Raw genomic sequence first — 18,242 nt, 5'->3', positions numbered from 1 at the left:
GGTTTCGGCGGCCATCAAGTTTGCGCAAAAGGACCGGCCAGATCGAGGATCGGGCCTGGGGCCTTAAGGAGGCTTGGCAATTCCATGACGTCAGCAGGACTGACCGCGAAACGCGGCGGCCCGCTGCGGGGCCGCGTGCGCGCCCCAGGCGACAAGTCGATCTCTCATCGCTCACTTATTCTCGGCGCCCTGGCGCGGGGAACGACCGAGATCGAAGGGCTTCTTGAAGGGGACGACGTGCTGCGCACCGCAGCGGCCATGCGCAGCTTCGGCGCCAAGGTCGAGCGGCTGGGCGAAGGCCGCTGGCGCGTCGAAGGCAACGGCGGGTTCGCCGAGCCGTCCGACATCATCGACTGCGGCAACGCCGGGACGGGCGTGCGCCTGATCATGGGCGCGATGGCCGGGTTCGACTTCGCGGCGACCTTCACGGGCGATGAATCCCTGCGCGGCCGGCCGATGCGCCGGGTCCTGGGGCCGCTGGGCCAGATGGGCGCGACCTGGATCGGCCGCTCCAACGGCCGGTTGCCGCTGACCCTGCAGGGCGGGACGCTGAAGCACCTCTCCTATCGGCTGCCCGAGCCCTCGGCCCAGGTGAAGTCGGCGGTGCTGCTGGCCGGCCTTCATGCCGACGGGGGCGCCCAGGTGATCGAGCCGGAGGCCACCCGCGACCACACCGAGCGCATGCTGCGGGCCTTCGGGGCCGTGGTCGACGTGCAGGACAAGGCCGACGGCCGCTGGATCACCCTGCCGGGCGGCCAGAAGCTGACCGGGACCACGGTGCGCGTGCCGGGCGATCCATCGTCGGCGGCGTTCCCGCTGGTGGCCGCGCTGGTGACGCCGGGTTCCGAGGTCACGGTGGAGGGGGTGCTGCTGAACGAACTGCGCACCGGTCTCTTCGTCACCCTGCAGGAGATGGGCGCCGACCTGGTCATCTCGAACATCCGCGAGGAGAGCGGCGAGCAGGTGGGCGACATCACCGCCCGTCACTCGGCCCTGAAGGGCGTCGACGTGCCTGCGGCGCGCGCGCCCTCGATGATCGACGAGTACCCGATCCTGGCCGTGGCGGCGTCCTTCGCGGACGGCGCCACCGCCATGCGCGGCATCGGCGAGATGCGGGTCAAGGAAAGCGATCGCATCGCCCTGATGGCGGCGGGCCTGGCGGCCTGCGGCGTCGGGGCCGAGGAGGAGCCCGAAGGGCTGATCGTGATCGGCGCGGCGCGCGGCAACCACCTGGTCGGCGGCGGCGCGAAGGTTACGACCAAGGGCGATCACCGTATCGCCATGTCGCACCTGGTCATGGGCCTGGCCTCGGAAGAACCGGTGGCCGTCGACGAGCCCGGCATGATCGCCACCAGCTTCCCGGGCTTCGTGGAACTGATGCGCGGCATGGGCGCGGAGATCTCGTGAAGACGCCGTTCGTCATCGCGGTCGACGGGCCGGCGGCCTCGGGCAAGGGCACCATCGCCAGCCGCCTGGCCGAGGCCTATGACGTGCCGATGCTGGATTCCGGCCTGCTCTACCGGGCGGTCGGGGTGCTGCTGACGCGGCATGGCGGCGATCTGGACGATGTCGCCGCCGCGACGCAGGTGGCCCGCGAGCTCACCGCCGAGATGCTGACCGATCCGGCCTTCCGCACGCGGGAAGCCGGCGAGGCGGCGAGCCGCGTGGCGGTCCACACCCCGGTTCGCGAGGCGCTGCGCGAGATGCAGCAGACGTTCGCCCACCGGCCCGGCGGCGCGGTGATCGACGGGCGCGACATCGGCACGGTGATCGCGCCGGAGGCCCCGGCCAAGCTCTATGTCACGGCGGCTCCTGAAGTCCGCGCCGAGCGGCGCTTCCGCCAGCTCGTGGCCCAGGGCGAGGCGGTCACCTACGAGGATATCCTCGCCGACATCCTCAAGCGCGACGCTCGCGACGGCGGGCGCGCCGACAGCCCGATGCGGCCGGCCGACGACTCCGTCTTGCTGGATACCAGCGAAATGACTATAGAGCAGGCCACCGATGCGGCCCGCCGTATCGTCGAGGCGGCGCGCGCGCGCTGGGAGCTTTCCTAGAGAAGGCGACCGGCCCGCAAATCCAACCGCGCCTTTCCCTCGCACGGCTGCGGGCAAATCACCGGCGCGGGGTCTCCCGCGTCATCGGTCGCAACCCTCAACCTGACGCCGGGACTCCGTCCGAACCTCGTTCGGCTGGATCCATGCCCTTTTCGAAGGGCGCTGGGGTCATCCAAGTACGAAAGAACATCAATGGCTGACGATATGAGCCTGAACCCCTCGCGCGACGACTTCTCCGCCCTACTCGACGAGAGCATGGGCGGCCGTGACTTCATGGAAGGCACGGTGGTCAAGGGGATCGTCGTTGGGATCGAGAAAGACTTCGCGATCATCGACGTCGGTCTGAAGACCGAAGGCCGCGTGTCCGTGAAGGAATTCGGCGTCGACGACGACGGCAAAGCGACCCTGAAGGTCGGCGACACCGTCGAAGTCTTCCTCGAGCGCGTCGAAAACGCCATGGGCGAAGCGGTCATCAGCCGCGACAAGGCCCGCCGCGAAGAAGCCTGGACCCGTCTGGAAGGCGTCTACGAGAAGAACGAACCCGTCATGGGTACGATCGTGGGCCGCGTGAAGGGCGGCTTCACCGTCGACCTGGGCGGCGCCTCGGCCTTCCTGCCGGGCAGCCAAGTCGACATCCGCCCGGTGCGCGACGTCGGCCCGCTCATGGGCAAGGAACAACCCTTCGCCATCCTCAAGATGGACCGTCCGCGCGGCAACATCGTCGTCTCGCGTCGCGCCATCCTGGAAGAAGCCCGCGCCGAACAGCGCACCGAGCTGGTCTCCCAGCTGCAAGAGGGCGAAGTCCGCGAAGGCGTGGTCAAGAACATCACCGACTACGGTGCGTTCGTGGACCTGGGCGGCATCGACGGCCTGCTGCACGTCACCGACATGAGCTGGAAGCGCGTCAACCACCCGAGCCAGGTGCTCGCGGTCGGCGACACGGTTAAGGTCCAGATCGTCAAGATCAACCCGGACACCCAGCGCATCAGCCTCGGCATGAAGCAGCTGCAGTCCGACCCGTGGGACGGCGTGGAAGCCAAGTATCCGGTGGGCGCGAAGTTCACCGGCCGGATCACCAACATCACCGATTACGGCGCCTTCGTGGAGCTGGAGCCGGGCGTCGAAGGTCTGGTCCACGTCTCGGAAATGTCCTGGACCAAGAAGAACGTCCATCCGGGCAAGATCGTCTCGACCTCGCAAGAAGTCGACGTGGTCGTGCTGGACGTCGATCCGTCCAAGCGCCGCGTGTCGCTGGGCCTGAAGCAAGCCATGGCCAATCCGTGGGACGCCTTCGTGGCGGCTCATCCGATCGGCTCGACCGTCGAAGGCGAAGTCAAGAACGCGACCGAATTCGGTCTGTTCATCGGCCTCGACAACGACATCGACGGCATGGTGCACCTGTCGGATCTCGACTGGACCGTGTCGGGTGAAGAAGCGATCGCCAAGTACAACAAGGGCGACGTGGTCAAGGCGCGCGTTCTCGACGTCGACGTCGAGAAGGAACGTATCTCGCTGGGCATCAAGCAACTGGCCGGCGATCCGATGGAAGGCGACACCTACCGTCGCGGCCAGACCGTCACCGTGACCGTCACCGAGATCACCACCGGTGGTATCGAAGTGAAGTTCGGCGACGAAGAAGCCCCGATGACCGCCTTCATCCGCAAGTCGGACCTGTCGCGCGACCGCGCCGACCAACGTCCGGAGCGCTTCGCCGTGGGTGACCGCGTCGACGCCCAAGTGACGCAGATCGACAAGGCCGCCCGCCGCGTCGCGCTGTCGATCAAAGCTCTGGAAATGGCCGACGAGAAGGAAGCCATCGAGCAATTCGGGTCTTCGGACTCGGGCGCCTCGCTGGGCGACATCCTCGGCGCGGCTCTTCGCGAGAAGAACGCCGGCAAGGACTAAGCCTCATAGCCGCATAGCGGTTTGAAGCTGGCGGCGGATCGGGAAACCGATCCGCCGTTTTCTTTTGCGGTGACGGCGTGGACGAAGCCGCAGGCGGCGCCCGGGAGCGCCGGAATACTGTGGCGGGCGCCCAAATGACGTCGCGTGATCGTTCCCTCACGTCACCTGGCGGTTGAAAAACCGGCGAACCGGGCTGGTGTAAGGGCCGTCAACCTTCTTTGCGCCTTGAACATCCAATCGGACTCGACCATGGTCCCGCTCGCTTCCAGGGATTTATTGGAAGTTGCGCCGGTCTGGCGAAGTGTTGCTCCTAGTTTGAACGCCTATGAGCCGTCTCCCCACGGCTCGGGGACTCGGAAATAGGCATGATCAAGTCGGAACTTATCGCCCGCCTGTCGGAGGAGAATCCGCACCTGACCCAACGCGACGTCGAGCGCGTGGTGGGTGTGATCCTCGAGCGGATGATCCAGGCGCTGGAGGCCGAGGGCCGCGTCGAGCTGCGCGGCTTCGGAGCCCTTTCGGTCCGCTCGCGCGACGCGCGGGCCGGCCGCAACCCCCGCACCGGCGAGTCCGTGGACGTGCGCGCCAAGCATGTGCCGTTCTTCAAGAGCGGCAAGGAACTGCGCGAGCGGCTCAACGCCGAGTAGGCGCGCCCGCCAAGGTTTCCAGTTGACCGTAAGGAAGGGCTCAGTCGATCCTGAGCCCTTGTTTCGATGATCAACGGTGGACCATGGGCATCTTCTCCGAATTCCGCGAATTTATTGCACGCGGCAACGTGATCGACCTGGCGGTCGGCGTGATCATCGGTGCGTCGTTCAACAAGATCGTCGAGAGCCTGGTCACCCAGGTGGTGATGCCGCCGATCGGCCTGCTCACCGGCGGCCTCGACTTTTCGAAGCTGCAGCTGGTGCTGAAGCCGGACGATCCGCTGACGGCGGCGAATGAGCTGGTGGCCATCCAGTACGGCGCCTTCATCAACACCCTGATCCAGTTCGTCATCGTCGCCTGGGTGATCTTCCTGCTCGTGAAGGGCGTGAACAGCCTGCGCCGCCAACAGGCGGACGTGCCCGCCGCCCCGACGCCCAGCGAGGCGCTGCTGGTCGAAATCCGCGATCTTCTGAAGTCCAAGTCCTGATCCGGCTTGGCTTGGCGCGCGCCAGGCCCTAACTCATCGGCCATGAGCGCGCGCGCCAAGATCTGCGGACTTTCGACCCCCGAGACCGTCCGGGCCGCTGTCGACGGCGCGGCCAGCCACATCGGTTTCAACTTCTTCCCCAAGAGCCCGCGCTATGTCGAGCTCGAGGCGGCCGCCCTTCTGGCCCCGCCGGCCCGCGCCCGCGGCGTGAAGATCGTGGCGGTGACGGTCGATCCGGACGATGCGTTCCTGGACCGGCTGATGGCGACGCTGAAGCCCGACCTGGTCCAGCTGCACGGCAAGGAAACGCCGTCCCGCGCCTACCAGATCGCCGAGCGCACCGGGGCCGGGATCATCAAGGCGATATCGGTCTCCGAGGCCTCCGACCTGGCCGGCGCGTCGGCCTTCGATCCGTTCGTCGAGCACCTGATGTTCGACGCCAAGCCGCCCAAGGATTCCGAACTGCCCGGCGGAACGGGCTCGCGTTTTGACTGGACCATCATGGCCGGGCGCCGTTTCCAGCGGCCGTGGTTACTGGCTGGCGGTCTCGATCCGTGGAACGTGGCCGAGGCGCTGAAGCTGTCCGGCGCACCCCTCGCCGACGTTTCTTCTGGCGTGGAGCGCGGTCCCGGACTAAAGGACCCGGCCTTGATCACGGCGTTTCTCGACGCCGTCCGCCGCGCTTGAAGTAGCAGATTCCTGTGAACGCCCCCGCGAAACCCAACGATTACACCGCCTATCCGGACGCCTCCGGCCGCTTCGGAGACTATGGCGGGCGCTACGTTCCCGAGACGCTGATGCCGCTGGTCCACGACCTGGACGCGGCCTACACGGCGGCGAAGAACGATCCGGCCTACCAGGCCGAGCTGAGCAGCTTTCTGACGCACTATGTGGGCCGCCCGAGCCCGCTGTACTTCGCCGAGCGGCTGACCAAGCACTACGGCGGCGCGAAGATCTATCTGAAGCGCGAAGAGCTGAATCACACCGGCTCGCACAAGATCAACAACTGCATGGGCCAGATCCTGCTGGCCATGCGGATGGGCAAGACGCGGATCATCGCCGAGACCGGCGCCGGCCAGCACGGCGTGGCGACGGCCACCGTCTGCGCGCGCTTCGGCCTGCCGTGCGTGGTCTATATGGGCGCGGTCGACGTCGAGCGGCAAAAGCCGAACGTCTTCCGGATGAACCTGCTGGGGGCCCAGGTCGAGGCGGTCACCGCCGGCTCGGCGACCCTCAAGGACGCCATGAACGAGGCCCTGCGCGACTGGGTCACCAACGTCCACGACACCTATTATCTGATCGGCACCGCGGCCGGCATGCATCCCTATCCGGCGATGGTGCGCGACTTCCAGGCGGTGATCGGCAACGAGGTCAAGCAGCAGATCCTCGAACTCGAGGGACGCCTGCCTGACGCGGTCGTCGCCTGCGTCGGCGGCGGTTCGAACGCCATCGGCCTGTTCCATCCGTTCCTCAACGACGAGGGCGTGCAGCTGTTCGGCGTCGAGGCGGCCGGCGACGGCATGGGCACCGGCCGTCACGCCGCGGCGATCAACGGCGGCCGTCCGGGCGTCCTGCACGGCAACATGACCTATCTGCTGCAGGACGACGAAGGCCAGATCACCGAGGCCCACTCGATCTCTGCCGGCCTGGACTATCCGGGCATCGGCCCCGAGCATTCCTGGCTGCACGACGTCGGCCGGGCCAAGTACCTGACCTGCACCGACCAGGAGGCGCTGGACGCCTTCAAGCTGCTGGCCGAACTGGAAGGCATATTGCCGGCCATCGAATCCTCCCACGCCCTGGCGCGTCTGCCGGACGTGGTGAAGGAGGTCGGCAAGGACGGCATCGTGGTGCTGAACCTGTCCGGGCGCGGCGACAAGGACGTGCAGACCGTCGCCGACCACCTGGGTCGCCAGATTTGACCGCGTCGATGCCGAGGCTGAAGTTCGCCCTGCAAGTTGTCGCCGCCGTGGCGCTGCTGCTGGCCGCCGCCTGGGCGACCGGCGTCGTCAAGGTGAACGTCGAAAGCGATCCGACCCCCACGGTGCACAGGGCGCCCAAATGACCAAATCCCGCATTGAGGCCCGCTTCGCCCAATTGAAGGCGGAGAACCGGGCGGCGTTCGTGGCCTATGTGATGGCCGGCGATCCCGACTACGCGGCCGGCCTGGAGATCCTGAAGGGTCTGCCGGGGGCCGGCGCCGACCTGATCGAGGTGGGCTTTCCGTTCTCCGACCCGATGGCCGAGGGCCCGCCGATTCAGCGCGCCGCCCAGCGGGCGCTGGCGAGCGGCATGACGCTCAACAAGACCCTGGCGATGATCGCCGAGTTCCGGAAGGGCGACCAGGCGACCCCGATCATCATGATGGGCTACGCCAACCCGCTGGTGCATCACGGTTACGAGGCGTTCGCGCGGGACGCCGCGGCTGCCGGCGTCGACGGCCTCATCTGCGTCGACATCCCGCCCGAAGAGGCTGACCCGCTGGCCGACGCGCTGGACGCCAACGAGCTTTCGCTGATCCGGCTGGCGACCCCGACGACCGACGAGAAGCGCCTGCCGGTCGTCGTTCGCCGCACCTCGGGCTTTGTCTATTATGTCTCGGTGGCCGGGGTGACTGGCGTGAAGGAAGCCGATGCGGCCGCCGTGGCCCCGAACGTGGCGCGCATCCGCGCCGCGTCGGGCCTGCCGGTGGCGGTCGGGTTCGGCATCAAGACGCCCGAACGGGCCGCCGAGATCGCCCGGGTGGCGGATGCGGCCGTGGTCGGCTCCGCGCTCGTCGAAGAGGTCGCAACAGGCTTGGCAATGAACGAATCTGTGACCGCCCGGGTTCTTTCCAAAGTAGAATCCTTGGCTAAGGCTGTGCGCTCCGCGCGAGTCGAAAGCCTCACGGTGTAGAACCCCATGGCGATGGCTGAACAGCGAAACGACAAACCGGGCAAAAGCCCCCAGGCTCCGCGCGAACGCCGCGGCTGGCTATCTCGGATTGCGCCCGGCGTGCGCAATCTGGTGGCCAAGCGCGAGACGCCCGAGAACCTCTGGGTGAAATGCCCGGACACCGGCGAGATGATCTACCGCTCGGATCTGGAGACGGCCCTGTGGGTCACTCCGTCCGGCCACCACATGCGGATCGGCGCCGAGCAGCGCCTGCGCTACACCTTCGACGACGGCCAGTACGAAAAGCTGGAAGCGCCCAAGGGCGTGGTCGATGACCCGCTGAAGTTCCCCGACACCAAGCCCTACATGGAGCGCCTGAAGGCGGCTCGTAAGGCGAGCGGCGCGCAGGACGCGATGAGCTCGGGCTACGGCTCGATCGAAGGCGTGCCCTGCGTCGTCTCGGTGCAGGACTTCAGCTTCATGGGCGGTTCGCTCAGCGTCGGCGTCGGCGAGGCCTTCATCAAGGCCGCGCAGGAAGCCGTGAAGCGCGGCGTGCCCTATGTGATCTTCACCGCCGCCGGTGGCGCGCGCATGCAGGAGGGCACCCTGGCCCTGATGCAGATGGCCCGCACCACCCTGGCGCTGAACGAGGTCAAGGCCGCTGGCCTGCCCTACATCGTCGTGCTGACCGACCCGACCACGGGCGGGGTTTCGGCCTCGTACGCGATGCTGGGCGACATCCATCTGGCCGAACCAAACGCCATGGTCGCCTTCGCCGGCCGCCGGGTGATCGAGCAGACGATCCGCGAGACCCTGCCGCCGGGCTTCCAGCGCGCCGAGTTCCTGGTCGAGCGCGGCCAGATCGACCGCGTGGTGACCCGCGCCGAGATGCGGCCGGTGCTGGGCTCGATCCTCAAGACCCTGATGATGGGACGCGACCGTTCGAAAGCCGCCTAGGCCTTCTGTTCCAATCTGACTGGAAACCGAGCGCGGCCTTCGCTGCGGCCCGCGAATGGGCTAGTGAGCGCGCGTCCACCCACAGCTTCGGCAGGCGCACCGCCCATGTATGATCCCATCCGTGCTTCGGACGAGGCGATCCTGCGGCTGCGGGCGCATCACCCCTCGCTGATCGACCTGACGACCGGCCGCGTGGAGCGACTGCTGGCGGCGCTGGGGCATCCCGAGCAGAAGCTGCCGCCGGTGATCCACGTCGCCGGCACCAACGGCAAGGGGTCGACGGTCTCGTACCTGCGGGCGATCGCCGAGGCGGCGGGGATGAAAGTCCACGTCATCACCTCACCGCACCTGGTCCGGTTCGCCGAGCGCATCCGGGTGGCCGGCGAGCTGATCAACGACGCGCGGATGAGCGAACTGATCGACAAGGTCGAGGCGGCCAATGCGGGCGAGCCGATCAGCTTCTTCGAGATCACCACGGTGCTGGCGCTGCAGGCGTTCGCCGAGACGCCGGCCGATCTCTGTATCGTCGAGGTCGGCCTGGGCGGCCGCTTCGACGCCACGAACATTTTCGACGCGCCTGCGGTCAGCGTGATCACACCCGTGGACTACGATCACCTGGAAATGCTTGGCCCCGAGCTTTCCAAGATCGCCTGGGAGAAGGCCGGCATCATCAAGCAGGGGCGCCCGGTCGTGGTCGCGCGGCAGATGGAGGAAGGCGAGGCGGTGATCCTTGAGGAGGCCGACAAGCTCTCCGCGCCGGTCACCCTGATGGGCCGCGACTTCGACGCCTGGGAAGAGCGCGGCCGGTTGCTGGTGCAGCTGCAGGACCAGCTCTACGACCTGCCCGCGCCCAGCCTGTTCGGCGGCTACCAGTTCGCCAACGCCGGACTGGCCGTGGCCGCGGCCCTGGCGCTGGGCGACCCGCGCATCGACGAGGCGGCGCTGGCCAAGGGGGTATCGAGCGCCGTGTGGCCGGCGCGCTTCCAGCGTCTGACCGAAGGGCCGATGGCGCGGCTGGCGGCCGAGCGGGGCTCCGACCTGTGGCTGGACGGCGGGCACAACCCGCATGCCGGCCGAGCGCTGGCCGAGGCGGCCGGACGGTTGGTCGCGCGCGATCCGCGGCCGCTGGTGCTGGTGGCCGCCATGTTCGCCCGCAAGGACGCGCTGGGCTTCTTCCAGCCGTTCGCGGACCTGGCGCCGCTGGTGCTGACGACCACCTTCGATTCGCCCAACGCCGCCCCGGCCGGAGAACTGGCGGCGGCGGCGGCCCAGGCCGGGTTGGCGGTGGAACAGGTCGCGGACGTCGAGGCGGGCGTTCGCCGCGCGCTGGCACAGCCGGGACCGGCGCCGCACGTGCTGATCTGCGGAGGACTGCATTTCGCCGGCGAGGTGCTGGCCATGAGCCCTGAGACCTGGCCGACATGATCCCCTGGGTCCATCTGGGAACCGCGGTCGTCCCCGGCGACGGCGGCGAACTGCGGCTGATGCAGCGCGGGACCGAGTTCTCCATCATGGCGGGCCCGATCGAGCTGATGAGCAGCCGGCTCAGCGGATCGGAAAAGGCGCTGGCCACCCTGGCCTGCGAGCGTCTGAAGGACCGACCCAGGCCGCACTTCCTGATCGGCGGCTTCGGCATGGGGTTCACCCTGCGGGCGGCGCTGGAGAACCTGGGCCCGTCGGCGCAGGTCACGGTCGGCGAGCTGGTGCCCGAGATCATCGCCTGGGCGCGCGGACCCATGGCCCACCTGTCCGGCGAGTGCCTGCAGGACCAGCGGCTCACGATTGTCGAAGGCGATGTCGGGGACCTGATCCGTTCGGGCCGCGCGAGCTACGACGCCATCCTGCTGGACGTCGACAACGGACCGGAAGGCTTGAGCCGGGCGGACAACGATCAGCTCTACAACCCGCAAGGCCTGCTGGCGGCGCGCCGCGCCCTGCGGCCGGGCGGCATACTGGCGGTGTGGTCCTCGGCCCGCGACGACCGCTTCACCCAGCGTCTGCGCAAGGCGGGCTATGAGGTCGAGGAGGTCGGCGTGCGCGCCACCGGCGGCAAGCGCGGCGCGCGGCATGTGATTTGGCTGGCGACCGCTCCCGCGCTGCCCTGAGCACCCCTCCACAGCTGGGCATCGCGCTTCGCGGCTGCGGCGGCTATGGTGGGCTATGACCTATCGAATTTCAGCGCGTCACCCTGGCCGGGCGGTGACCTACACGGCGCCGACGGAGGAGGCGGCCCTCGCCAAGTACGAGGAGCTGGTCGCTGACGGCGTGCCCTTCGAGATCACTGACGCCGATGGCGTCGTGGTCGACGATATCGATCTTGAAGACCGTATAGACGCGCGGGGCGAGGCCTGAACGGCGACGCCCCCGCGCCTACAGCCGAAACCCCTCAGGGTTCCGGCTGCGCGGAGACTGTCAGATGCCGGCCTCGTTGAGCCACTCGACGATCTTCTGCTTGGGCATGGCGCCGACTTTCATCGAAGCCATCTGGCCGCCCTTGAACAGCATCATGGTCGGGATGCCGCGCACGCCGTAGCGCGAGGGGGTCGTGGGGCTGTCCTCGATGTTCAGCTTGGCCACGGTGACCTGTTCGCCAAGTTCGGCGGCGATCTGCTCCAGGGCCGGGGCGATTTGCTTACAGGGGCCGCACCACTCGGCCCAAAAGTCCACCAGCACAGGCTTGGTGGCCTGCAGGACGTCCTTGTCGAAGGATTCGTCGGTGACCGTCACGGTGCTCATGAAAAGCTCCTTATAGCCCGGCCGGAAGAACATTTGGCCGCGGCTCTCGATCCGCCGATGTAGGCGGGCATGGCTCTGGTATCAACCTTCACGATGGAGGTCGGCAAGGGTTTGACGCCACAGGTTTTCTGGAACCGCCATCAGCTTCGGACCATCGGTCCACACCAGGGCCGCCTCGATACGCCGGCCCTCGAAGATGTCCTCCAGCACCGCGGCGTAGATCGCCATCTGCCGCAAGTAGGCGCGGTCGGCGTCCTCGATGCGGTCGGGGGAGGGGCGGTTGGTCTTGAAATCCGCCACCAGAACACGGTCTTGCAGCACCACCAGCCGGTCGATGCGGCCTGAGATCGCCAGCCCCGCCGGCAGGCCGCGCGCGGTCCCGGCGATCGAAACCTCGGCCCGGCTGCCCGGCCCGAACACCTCGGCGAAGCGGGCGTCGGTGAGCACCCCCAGGGCCGCGGCGGTCATCTCGGCCCGCTGGCCCTCGCTCAGATCACGTTCGCGCGAGAGGATGCGGCGGGCGGCCGCTTCCCGTTCGCCAGGCGGCAGGTCGGGCAGGATCTGCAGCAGGCGGTGGATCAGGTCGCCGCGCCGGAAGCGGCCAAGGCCCTCGGTGCGGACCAGCGGCGAGGTGGCGGGCGTCGCCACGTCCTCGCCGAGCTGCGAGGGCGAAGCGTAGCGGGCGAAGGCTTCGGCGGGCGGCGCGACCTGCGCCCAATCGGGCAGGGGCGCGGTGGTCTCGGCGTGGGCCTGGGCGGGGCCCAGAGCGGCGGGGTCCGGACCAAAGCGCAGAAACTCGCGGCCGCCGGCGGTCACGATCCGCTTCTCGCCGCCGATGTCGGCGTGCTCGAACGCGGCGACCATCGCGCCCCACCAGCCCTTGACGTTTTCCTCCTTGGCCGTGGCCGCGACCCGGCCGCAGAGCACCAGCCGGTCGCGGGCCCGGGTCAGGCCGACATAGAGCAGGCGTGCGGCCTCCTCTTCGTCCTTGCGGGCGCGCCACTCGCGGGCCTCCAGCGAGGCGGCGCAGTCCGTGCCCTTCGAGGTGCTCCAGAGGAAGCCGCCTTGCGGGGTGCGCATCAGGGGCGAGCCGCGGGCCGTCCGCCCGAGCGTGGTCTCCGGCAGGAAGACGATCGGCGCCTCCAGGCCCTTGGCGCCGTGGGCGGTCATCACCCGCACCTCGTCGCGGCCGGCCTCCATCTCGCGCTTGACGGTGATGTCGAGGCTGGCGAGGGCGGCTGCCAGGCTTTCGAGGTCTTCGACCCCGCGGCCCTCGGCGGCCAGGACCTGGGCGAGGAATTCGTCGAGGGCGTCCTCGGCTTCGGCGCCCAGCCGCTCCATCAGCCGCCGGCGCATCGAGACGCCGCGATCGTCGCGCAGGGCCAGCAGGCGCGAATAGAACTCGAAGGGCCGCGCGGCGCGATTGCCGACCAGCCATTCGACCAGGTCGGCGGCGGCGGCCCAGGCAGGGGTTTCGGCCCGGCGGCGGCGCAGGAGGGCGGAGAGGTTCTCGCGGCCGCGGCCATGGGCCAGGGCGTAGAGGCTATCGTCGGAGAGGTCGCAGAACGGGCTGCGCAGCAGCGCCGCCAGGGTCAGTTCGTCGGCCGGGTACTGGGCGAAGCGGGCCAGCGCCAGCAGGTCGTCGAAGACGATGTGCTCGGAGAGCGCCAGCCGGTCGGCGCCGGCCACCGGGATCTTGCGGTGCTTCAGCGCGCGCAGGATCTCCTCGAACAGCGCCTTGCGGCGGCGAACCAGGATCAGCACGTCGCCGGCGGTGGCCGGCCGCGGCTGGCGGGTTTCCTTGTCCAGCACGGCGTCGCCGCGGGCGATCAAGGCGCCGATCTCGGCGGCGATCTTCTCGGCCAGGCGCTTGTTGGCGCTGGCTTGGCCTTCCTCGTCGAGCGGGGCGTCCCAGGCGTCGCGGACGTCGCCCTTCTCCTCGCGCTCCAGCGGCCAGAGGTCGACGCAGCCGGCGTCGGAGCGCACTGCCTGGTGGACGATGGCCTCGGCCTCGACGCGGGGCAGGATGGCGGCGGCGAGCTCGGGCGGAGCGAAGGCGGCGTCGACGAAGCGCAGGACCTGGGGCGTCGAGCGCCAGGAGGTCAGCAGGTCGACCCGCTCGAATCGGAAGCCGGCGCCGGTGGCGCGCTCGCGGTGGAACTCGAACTCCTGGATCAGCAGCTCGGGCCGGGCGCCCTGGAAGGAGTAGATCGACTGCTTCTCGTCGCCGACGACGAACATGTTGCGCTCGAGCAAGCGCTCGGTCGGCTGGCCCGAGCCGGAGAAGAACTCCTCGGTCAGGGCGCGGACGATCTCCCACTGCTCGGGGGCGGTGTCCTGGGCTTCGTCAACGAGGATATGATCAACCCCCCCGTCGAGCTTGTAGAGCACCCAGGCGGCCATGGGGCGTGATGCGACCAGATCTCGTGTTTTTTCAATGAGATCTGTGAAGTCCAGCGCGCCGGAGGCGGTCTTCTCGATGGCGTAGGCGGCGAGGTAGGCGCTGGCCAGGATGAGCGCGCCGTGGGTGTCGTGGGCGACGCGAGCGGCGCGGCGGCGCTCGCGGGCGATCTCCAGGCGGTCCTGCTCGGCCAGCAGGAAGAACCGCAGGTCCTCGCGGACCTTGAGGCCGGAGGTCTTCTGCACCCAGGCGACGGGCGTGCTCTCGCCCTTCTCGGTGAAGAGGGCGGCCAGGCATTCGTCCAGGCCCGCGCCGGGGGCGAGGGCCGCGGCAAGCTTGGCCGAGTTGGTGATGTCGGCCTTGCCGCCCTGGGCCAGGACCTCGACGCAGTCGCGCCAGGCCGAGCGGTTGAGGTCTTCGAGGGCCTCGGCCTCGACGGCTTCGGGGTCGGTGGGCTCATCGAAGCCGCAGACGCGCCAGACGTCGTCCACCGCGCCCTGCAGGCCGCCGTGGCCGTCGAGATAGGCGGCGAGCTGGCCGCGCTGGAACTCGAACGTGGCGAACATGCCCTGGAAGCTCTGGAAGTCGAGGGCGACCGAGAAGCGGGCATAGGCCTGCGCGACCGCGCCCTCGCCGCGCAGGGCGTGACGGGCGACGGCCTTGCGGGCGGCGTCGGCGACCGCGGCGCTGGCGCTGTCGTCCATGACCCGGAAGCCGGGCGAGACGCCGGCCTCCAGCGGAAAGCGCCGCAGGAGCTTTTCGCAGAAGGCGTGGATGGTCTGGATCTTCAGGCCGCCCGGCGTCTCCAGCGCGCTGGCGAACAGGGCGCGGGCCTTGGACAGGCTGCGGGCGTCGTAGCTGTCGGCCGCGCGGCCCTCGAGCTTGGCCAGTTCGGTCCGCAGACTGGCGTCGTCATAGACCGACCAGCCGCCCAGCAGGTGATAGAGCCGGCGCTGCATCTCGGCGGCGGCGGCCTTGGTGTAGGTCACGCAGAGGATGGTCTCAGGGCGCGCCCCGGCCAGCAGCAGGCGGGCGACCCGGTCGATCAGGGTCTTGGTCTTGCCCGACCCGGCGTTGGCGGTCACGAAGGCCGAGATGGCGGGGTCGGCGGCCAGGCGCTGCGGGTCGCCGGCGGTGATGATCGCGTTCACTCGCCGTCCTCCTCGCCGCTGGTGGACCACTCGAAGACGCGGGCCAGATGGTCGTAGTCGCTCATGTGCAGCTTCACGAACTGCGGGGCGACGCGCGAGGCGTAGGGGCGGCCATGGTCGAACTGGCTGATCAGCTTGACCAGGCCCTCATAGGCGTTGGCGGCGGCCAGGGCGCTGTCGTCGCCCGGCATGGCGCGCACTTCCTCGCGCCCGGCCGGCTTGCGGCCGGTGATCTCCAGATAGGTCAGCTCGCCCGGCTCGGGATGGCCGAGGGTCGGGAAGCCGCCGGACTGGAGGATCGCCGCCGTCAGGGTGAGCTGCGGTGAGAAGCCCGTCTCCACGACCTTTTTCGACGGCGCCTTGCCGGTCTTGTAGTCGAGGATGTGGCCGTAGCCCTGAGGGTCGATCTCGATGCGGTCGGCGCGGGCGTTGACGGTGAACGGTCCGGCGGGCGCTTCGATGGTCAGTTCGCCCTTCAGTTCGACGTGGATGGTGCGGCCGTCGGCGCGGCGGCGGTGCTCCAGGTCGGCGACCCAGGCGGCGGCTTCCTTGGCCAGGGCGGTCTCGCGGGCCAGGGCCTCGTGCGGCATTCCGGCGGCCTCCAACTCGGCGACATAGAAGCCCTCGAAGATCGCGGCGGCGTCGGGCGGCAACTGGTCGGGGTGTTCCTCGGCCAGCCGCTCGAAGGCCTTGTGAATCGCGGTGCCGCGGGCGCGCGCCTCGACCGCCTCGTCGGGCCGTTCCAGCGGATAGAGCTTGAGGATGTCGCGCGCCCAGACGGCGTAGGGGTCGCGGGTCAGGGCCTCGATGCGGGTGACGGCCATCTCGCGCGGCCGGTCGGCGATCGGCGGGCTGGGAGCGGGGCGCTTGGCCGGCTTGTAGTCCTGGGCGGCGTCGAGGGCGCGGGCCCAGTCGATGACGTCGGGCCGACCGGGCAGCAGCACGCCGGCGCCGCGGGCCAGGGTTTCCAGGCGCCAGAGCCAGCGCGACTTCACGGCCGGCGCGCCCTCGCGGCGTTCGGAGTGCAGCAGGATCACCTCGGGCGCGCAGGCGGCCTGGGCGAAGTCGTGGGCGGCCAGGCCGACGCGGCGCTCGGGCGGCGGCAGGCCCAGACGCTCACGCATGGGCCGCGACAGGAACGGGTCGAGCGGGGCGCCCTGCGGCCAGACGCCTTCTTCCAGCCCGGCGACGACCAGCCGGTCGGCCCTGGTCAGGCGCGCCTCGATGGCGCCGAGGATGCGCAGGCGCGGATGGGTGGCGCCGCCGGTGCGGACGCTCTCGCCCGACATCAGCCGCGAGAGCAGGTCGGCGAAGCCGCGCGGGGTGACCTGGGGCAGGCCCTCGGATTCGTCGATCAGCCCGGCCAGCAGCCGGCCCAGGGCCTCGCCGCCATGGTCCGCCCAGAGGTCGCCGTGGTCGCCCAGCGGATCCACGGCCAGGGCTTCGAGGGTTTCTGTCAGGCGGCGGGCGGCGTCGGCCGGCGCCTGCGCAGGTTCGGCGATCTCCAGACGCGAGAGCGCCGCCTGCAGCCTGCGCGCCAGGTTCAGCGCGATGTCGGACTTGCCGCCCAGGCGGGCTTCGAGCGCGGCCCAGGTGGTGCGGCGCGGGCCGCGCAGGCCATGCTGCTCCAGCGCCGCGCGGCTCTCGATCAGTTGCTCGGGATCGAGACCCAGCCGCACCAGCGGATGCTTGAGGATGGCGAGCAGGGTCACCGGATCGAGCGGATCGATGGCGACCTTGGCGACCAGGCCGGCCAACACCCCGCCGGGGCAGCCGGAGAGCGAAAGGCCGGCCGATGAGTCGGCGGCGACGCCCCAGCGGGCGAGCTTGGCGGCGACGCGGCGGGCCAGCGCCTGGTCAGGGGCGACCAGGGCGGCGGTGCGGCCGGGCGTCTCCAGCGCCTCGCGCAGCAGCAGGGCCGCAGCGGTGGCGGCTTCCTCCTCGGCGCGGGCGGTGATGACCGACAGGCCTTCGAGCCCCTCGGCGATGGCGTCGACGCCGTCCTTCTCGCCCTCCAGGCGCAGGCTTTCGATCACCGAGAGCCAGTCGGCGGTGCGTTCAGCCGGGCGCAGGGCCTCGTTGATCACCCGGCGCCGCCAGCGGCCGCGCGCGTCGAGGGTGAAGGAGGCCGGCCACTCCATGACGTCGCGGCGCTCGACCCCGGCGCGGTGCAGCAGGCGGCGCATGGCGCCCTGCGGATGCTGTTCGCCGACCTCGATCCAGGCGCTCTCGGCCAGGCTGTCGTCGAGGCCGGGCAGGACCACGGCGCCCTGCGGCGCGGCGGCGACCACGGCTAGCAGGTCGGCTGTGGCGGGGGCGGTGCCGGTCGAGCCGGCGGCGATCAGCACGCCCTGAGGCGGCCGTTCGGTCCAGGACTGGGCCAATTTCCGCAGCAGGGCGACGCGCCGCTGGGAGACGTCGACCAGACCGAGCTCGGACAGGCGTGCGGGCCAGGCGACCTGGGCCATCTCCAGGAACTCGCGGCTGATCCGCCAATGCTCGGCCAGGTCCGCGCCGACCAGTTCGCCGAGGCCGTCGCCGCTGACCTCCTCGATCTGCAGGCTGTCGAGGAAGGAGCCCAGCGCATCGGCCAGCTCCAGGGCGGCGGAGGCGTCGAGTTCGCGGCCGAGCTGCTTCTCGTGGGTCTTGACCAGCCGGGTCAGCTCGAAGCGGCGGCGCAGCGAGCCGATGGCGGCGGGCAGCTCGACGGCGAGATCGCCGGGCTCGAACGGCGGCTCGCCCTCGTCGAGGTCGCCCAGCGGCCGGATCTGCGGCGGCAGCACGGCCTTGCCGCCGGCGGCGGCGATGAAGGCGTCGGCGAGGGCCCGCGCGCCGCGCCGCGTCGGGGTGAGGATGATCGCCTGGGAGAGCGCGTCAGGGCCGAGCGGAGTCAGGGCGTCATAGAGCCCGGCGGCCAGGTCCTGCACGAACGGTCGGTGGGCGGGAATGTTGAACCAGCGCGGGCCGGGGCGGGTGAAGAGGGTCATGGCGCCGCCCGCGAGCTGTCATCCCGGATGGAGCGAAGCGGA

General features: G+C 69.7%; 16 protein-coding genes. 13 read left to right on the top strand and 3 right to left on the bottom strand.

Annotation, left to right across the window (positions count from 1 at the left end; all coding sequences use genetic code 11):
* The first annotated feature begins 84 nt into the window (after window positions 1-84).
* The 13 genes from aroA to ASC79_RS21000 all read left to right on the top strand — a co-directional run bounded on the left by aroA (window position 85) and on the right by ASC79_RS21000 (window position 11,277).
* On the top strand, window positions 85-1,407 hold the full coding sequence (gene aroA, locus ASC79_RS05995; RefSeq protein ID WP_056024747.1) for a 3-phosphoshikimate 1-carboxyvinyltransferase: 1,323 nt from the start codon (window positions 85-87) through the stop codon (window positions 1,405-1,407).
* Entirely contained in the window at window positions 1,404-2,054 is a 651-nt protein-coding gene (gene cmk / locus ASC79_RS05990) for a (d)CMP kinase (protein WP_056024750.1), read from the top strand. Before aroA ends, cmk begins: the two co-directional genes overlap by 4 nt.
* Window positions 2,055-2,246: 192 nt before the next feature.
* Window positions 2,247-3,959, top strand: a complete 1,713-nt coding sequence (gene rpsA / locus ASC79_RS05985) for a 30S ribosomal protein S1 (RefSeq protein ID WP_056024753.1) — start codon at window positions 2,247-2,249, stop codon at window positions 3,957-3,959.
* A gap of 365 nt (window positions 3,960-4,324) precedes the next feature.
* On the top strand, window positions 4,325-4,606 hold the full coding sequence (locus tag ASC79_RS05980; RefSeq protein ID WP_056024756.1) for an integration host factor subunit beta: 282 nt from the start codon (window positions 4,325-4,327) through the stop codon (window positions 4,604-4,606).
* An 83-nt stretch (window positions 4,607-4,689) separates the two neighbouring features.
* Window positions 4,690-5,094 (top strand): large-conductance mechanosensitive channel protein MscL, encoded by a 405-nt coding sequence (gene mscL / locus ASC79_RS05975; protein ID WP_056024759.1) that lies wholly within the window; start codon window positions 4,690-4,692, stop codon window positions 5,092-5,094.
* Between the two features lie 42 nt (window positions 5,095-5,136).
* Window positions 5,137-5,781, top strand: coding sequence for a phosphoribosylanthranilate isomerase (locus ASC79_RS05970; RefSeq protein ID WP_056024763.1), 645 nt, complete (start codon window positions 5,137-5,139; stop codon window positions 5,779-5,781).
* A 14-nt stretch (window positions 5,782-5,795) separates the two neighbouring features.
* Entirely contained in the window at window positions 5,796-7,016 is a 1,221-nt protein-coding gene (trpB, locus tag ASC79_RS05965; RefSeq protein WP_056024766.1) for a tryptophan synthase subunit beta, read from the top strand.
* A gap of 8 nt (window positions 7,017-7,024) precedes the next feature.
* Entirely contained in the window at window positions 7,025-7,159 is a 135-nt protein-coding gene (locus ASC79_RS21620; RefSeq protein ID WP_255352725.1) for a hypothetical protein, read from the top strand.
* Entirely contained in the window at window positions 7,156-7,989 is an 834-nt protein-coding gene (trpA, locus tag ASC79_RS05960) for a tryptophan synthase subunit alpha (RefSeq protein WP_056024769.1), read from the top strand. The genes ASC79_RS21620 and trpA overlap by 4 nt, the downstream gene beginning before the upstream one ends.
* 6 nt (window positions 7,990-7,995) lie before the next feature.
* Window positions 7,996-8,925 carry an acetyl-CoA carboxylase, carboxyltransferase subunit beta gene (accD, locus tag ASC79_RS05955; protein WP_056024771.1) on the top strand — a complete coding sequence of 310 codons (930 nt, stop codon included), beginning with the start codon at window positions 7,996-7,998 and terminating at the stop codon, window positions 8,923-8,925.
* A 105-nt stretch (window positions 8,926-9,030) separates the two neighbouring features.
* Window positions 9,031-10,350: a folylpolyglutamate synthase/dihydrofolate synthase family protein gene (locus ASC79_RS05950; protein ID WP_056024774.1), complete on the top strand. Its 1,320-nt coding sequence runs from the start codon at window positions 9,031-9,033 to the stop codon at window positions 10,348-10,350.
* Entirely contained in the window at window positions 10,347-11,030 is a 684-nt protein-coding gene (locus tag ASC79_RS05945) for an MnmC family methyltransferase (RefSeq protein ID WP_056024777.1), read from the top strand. The genes ASC79_RS05950 and ASC79_RS05945 overlap by 4 nt, the downstream gene beginning before the upstream one ends.
* A gap of 55 nt (window positions 11,031-11,085) precedes the next feature.
* Window positions 11,086-11,277, top strand: a complete 192-nt coding sequence (locus ASC79_RS21000; RefSeq protein WP_056024780.1) for a hypothetical protein — start codon at window positions 11,086-11,088, stop codon at window positions 11,275-11,277.
* 60 nt (window positions 11,278-11,337) lie between these two features.
* Here the strand turns inward: ASC79_RS21000 and trxA are convergent, their stop codons facing one another.
* The 3 genes from trxA to addB all read right to left on the bottom strand — a co-directional run bounded on the left by trxA (window position 11,338) and on the right by addB (window position 18,200).
* On the bottom strand, window positions 11,338-11,661 hold the full coding sequence (gene trxA, locus ASC79_RS05940) for a thioredoxin (RefSeq protein ID WP_056025155.1): 324 nt from the start codon (window positions 11,659-11,661) through the stop codon (window positions 11,338-11,340).
* 81 nt (window positions 11,662-11,742) lie between these two features.
* Complete coding sequence (gene addA / locus ASC79_RS05935; RefSeq protein WP_056024783.1) at window positions 11,743-15,213, bottom strand: double-strand break repair helicase AddA; 3,471 nt, start codon at window positions 15,211-15,213, stop codon at window positions 11,743-11,745.
* Complete coding sequence (gene addB, locus ASC79_RS05930) at window positions 15,210-18,200, bottom strand: double-strand break repair protein AddB (RefSeq protein ID WP_056024786.1); 2,991 nt, start codon at window positions 18,198-18,200, stop codon at window positions 15,210-15,212. The genes addA and addB overlap by 4 nt, the downstream gene beginning before the upstream one ends.
* Between the last annotated feature and the right edge of the window lie 42 nt (window positions 18,201-18,242).

This window comes from Phenylobacterium sp. Root1290 (assembly GCF_001425305.1).
Classification (GTDB): Bacteria; Pseudomonadota; Alphaproteobacteria; order Caulobacterales; family Caulobacteraceae; genus Phenylobacterium.
The sequence above is the reverse complement of the archived record's forward strand: the minus strand, read 5'-3'. Positions and strand labels throughout refer to the sequence as shown.

What these genes read in the sequence shown, in the direction of transcription:
- aroA (WP_056024747.1), top strand. Translation starts at nt 85, where the DNA reads ATGACGTCAGCAGGACTGACCGCGAAACGCGGCGGCCCGCTGCGGGGC.
- rpsA (WP_056024753.1), top strand. Translation starts at nt 2,247, where the DNA reads ATGGCTGACGATATGAGCCTGAACCCCTCGCGCGACGACTTCTCCGCC.
- ASC79_RS05980 (WP_056024756.1), top strand. Translation starts at nt 4,325, where the DNA reads ATGATCAAGTCGGAACTTATCGCCCGCCTGTCGGAGGAGAATCCGCAC.
- mscL (WP_056024759.1), top strand. Translation starts at nt 4,690, where the DNA reads ATGGGCATCTTCTCCGAATTCCGCGAATTTATTGCACGCGGCAACGTG.
- ASC79_RS05970 (WP_056024763.1), top strand. Translation starts at nt 5,137, where the DNA reads ATGAGCGCGCGCGCCAAGATCTGCGGACTTTCGACCCCCGAGACCGTC.
- ASC79_RS21620 (WP_255352725.1), top strand. Translation starts at nt 7,025, where the DNA reads ATGCCGAGGCTGAAGTTCGCCCTGCAAGTTGTCGCCGCCGTGGCGCTG.
- trpA (WP_056024769.1), top strand. Translation starts at nt 7,156, where the DNA reads ATGACCAAATCCCGCATTGAGGCCCGCTTCGCCCAATTGAAGGCGGAG.
- accD (WP_056024771.1), top strand. Translation starts at nt 7,996, where the DNA reads ATGGCGATGGCTGAACAGCGAAACGACAAACCGGGCAAAAGCCCCCAG.
- ASC79_RS05950 (WP_056024774.1), top strand. Translation starts at nt 9,031, where the DNA reads ATGTATGATCCCATCCGTGCTTCGGACGAGGCGATCCTGCGGCTGCGG.
- ASC79_RS05945 (WP_056024777.1), top strand. Translation starts at nt 10,347, where the DNA reads ATGATCCCCTGGGTCCATCTGGGAACCGCGGTCGTCCCCGGCGACGGC.
- ASC79_RS21000 (WP_056024780.1), top strand. Translation starts at nt 11,086, where the DNA reads ATGACCTATCGAATTTCAGCGCGTCACCCTGGCCGGGCGGTGACCTAC.
- trxA (WP_056025155.1), bottom strand. Translation starts at nt 11,661, where the DNA reads ATGAGCACCGTGACGGTCACCGACGAATCCTTCGACAAGGACGTCCTG.
- addB (WP_056024786.1), bottom strand. Translation starts at nt 18,200, where the DNA reads ATGACCCTCTTCACCCGCCCCGGCCCGCGCTGGTTCAACATTCCCGCC.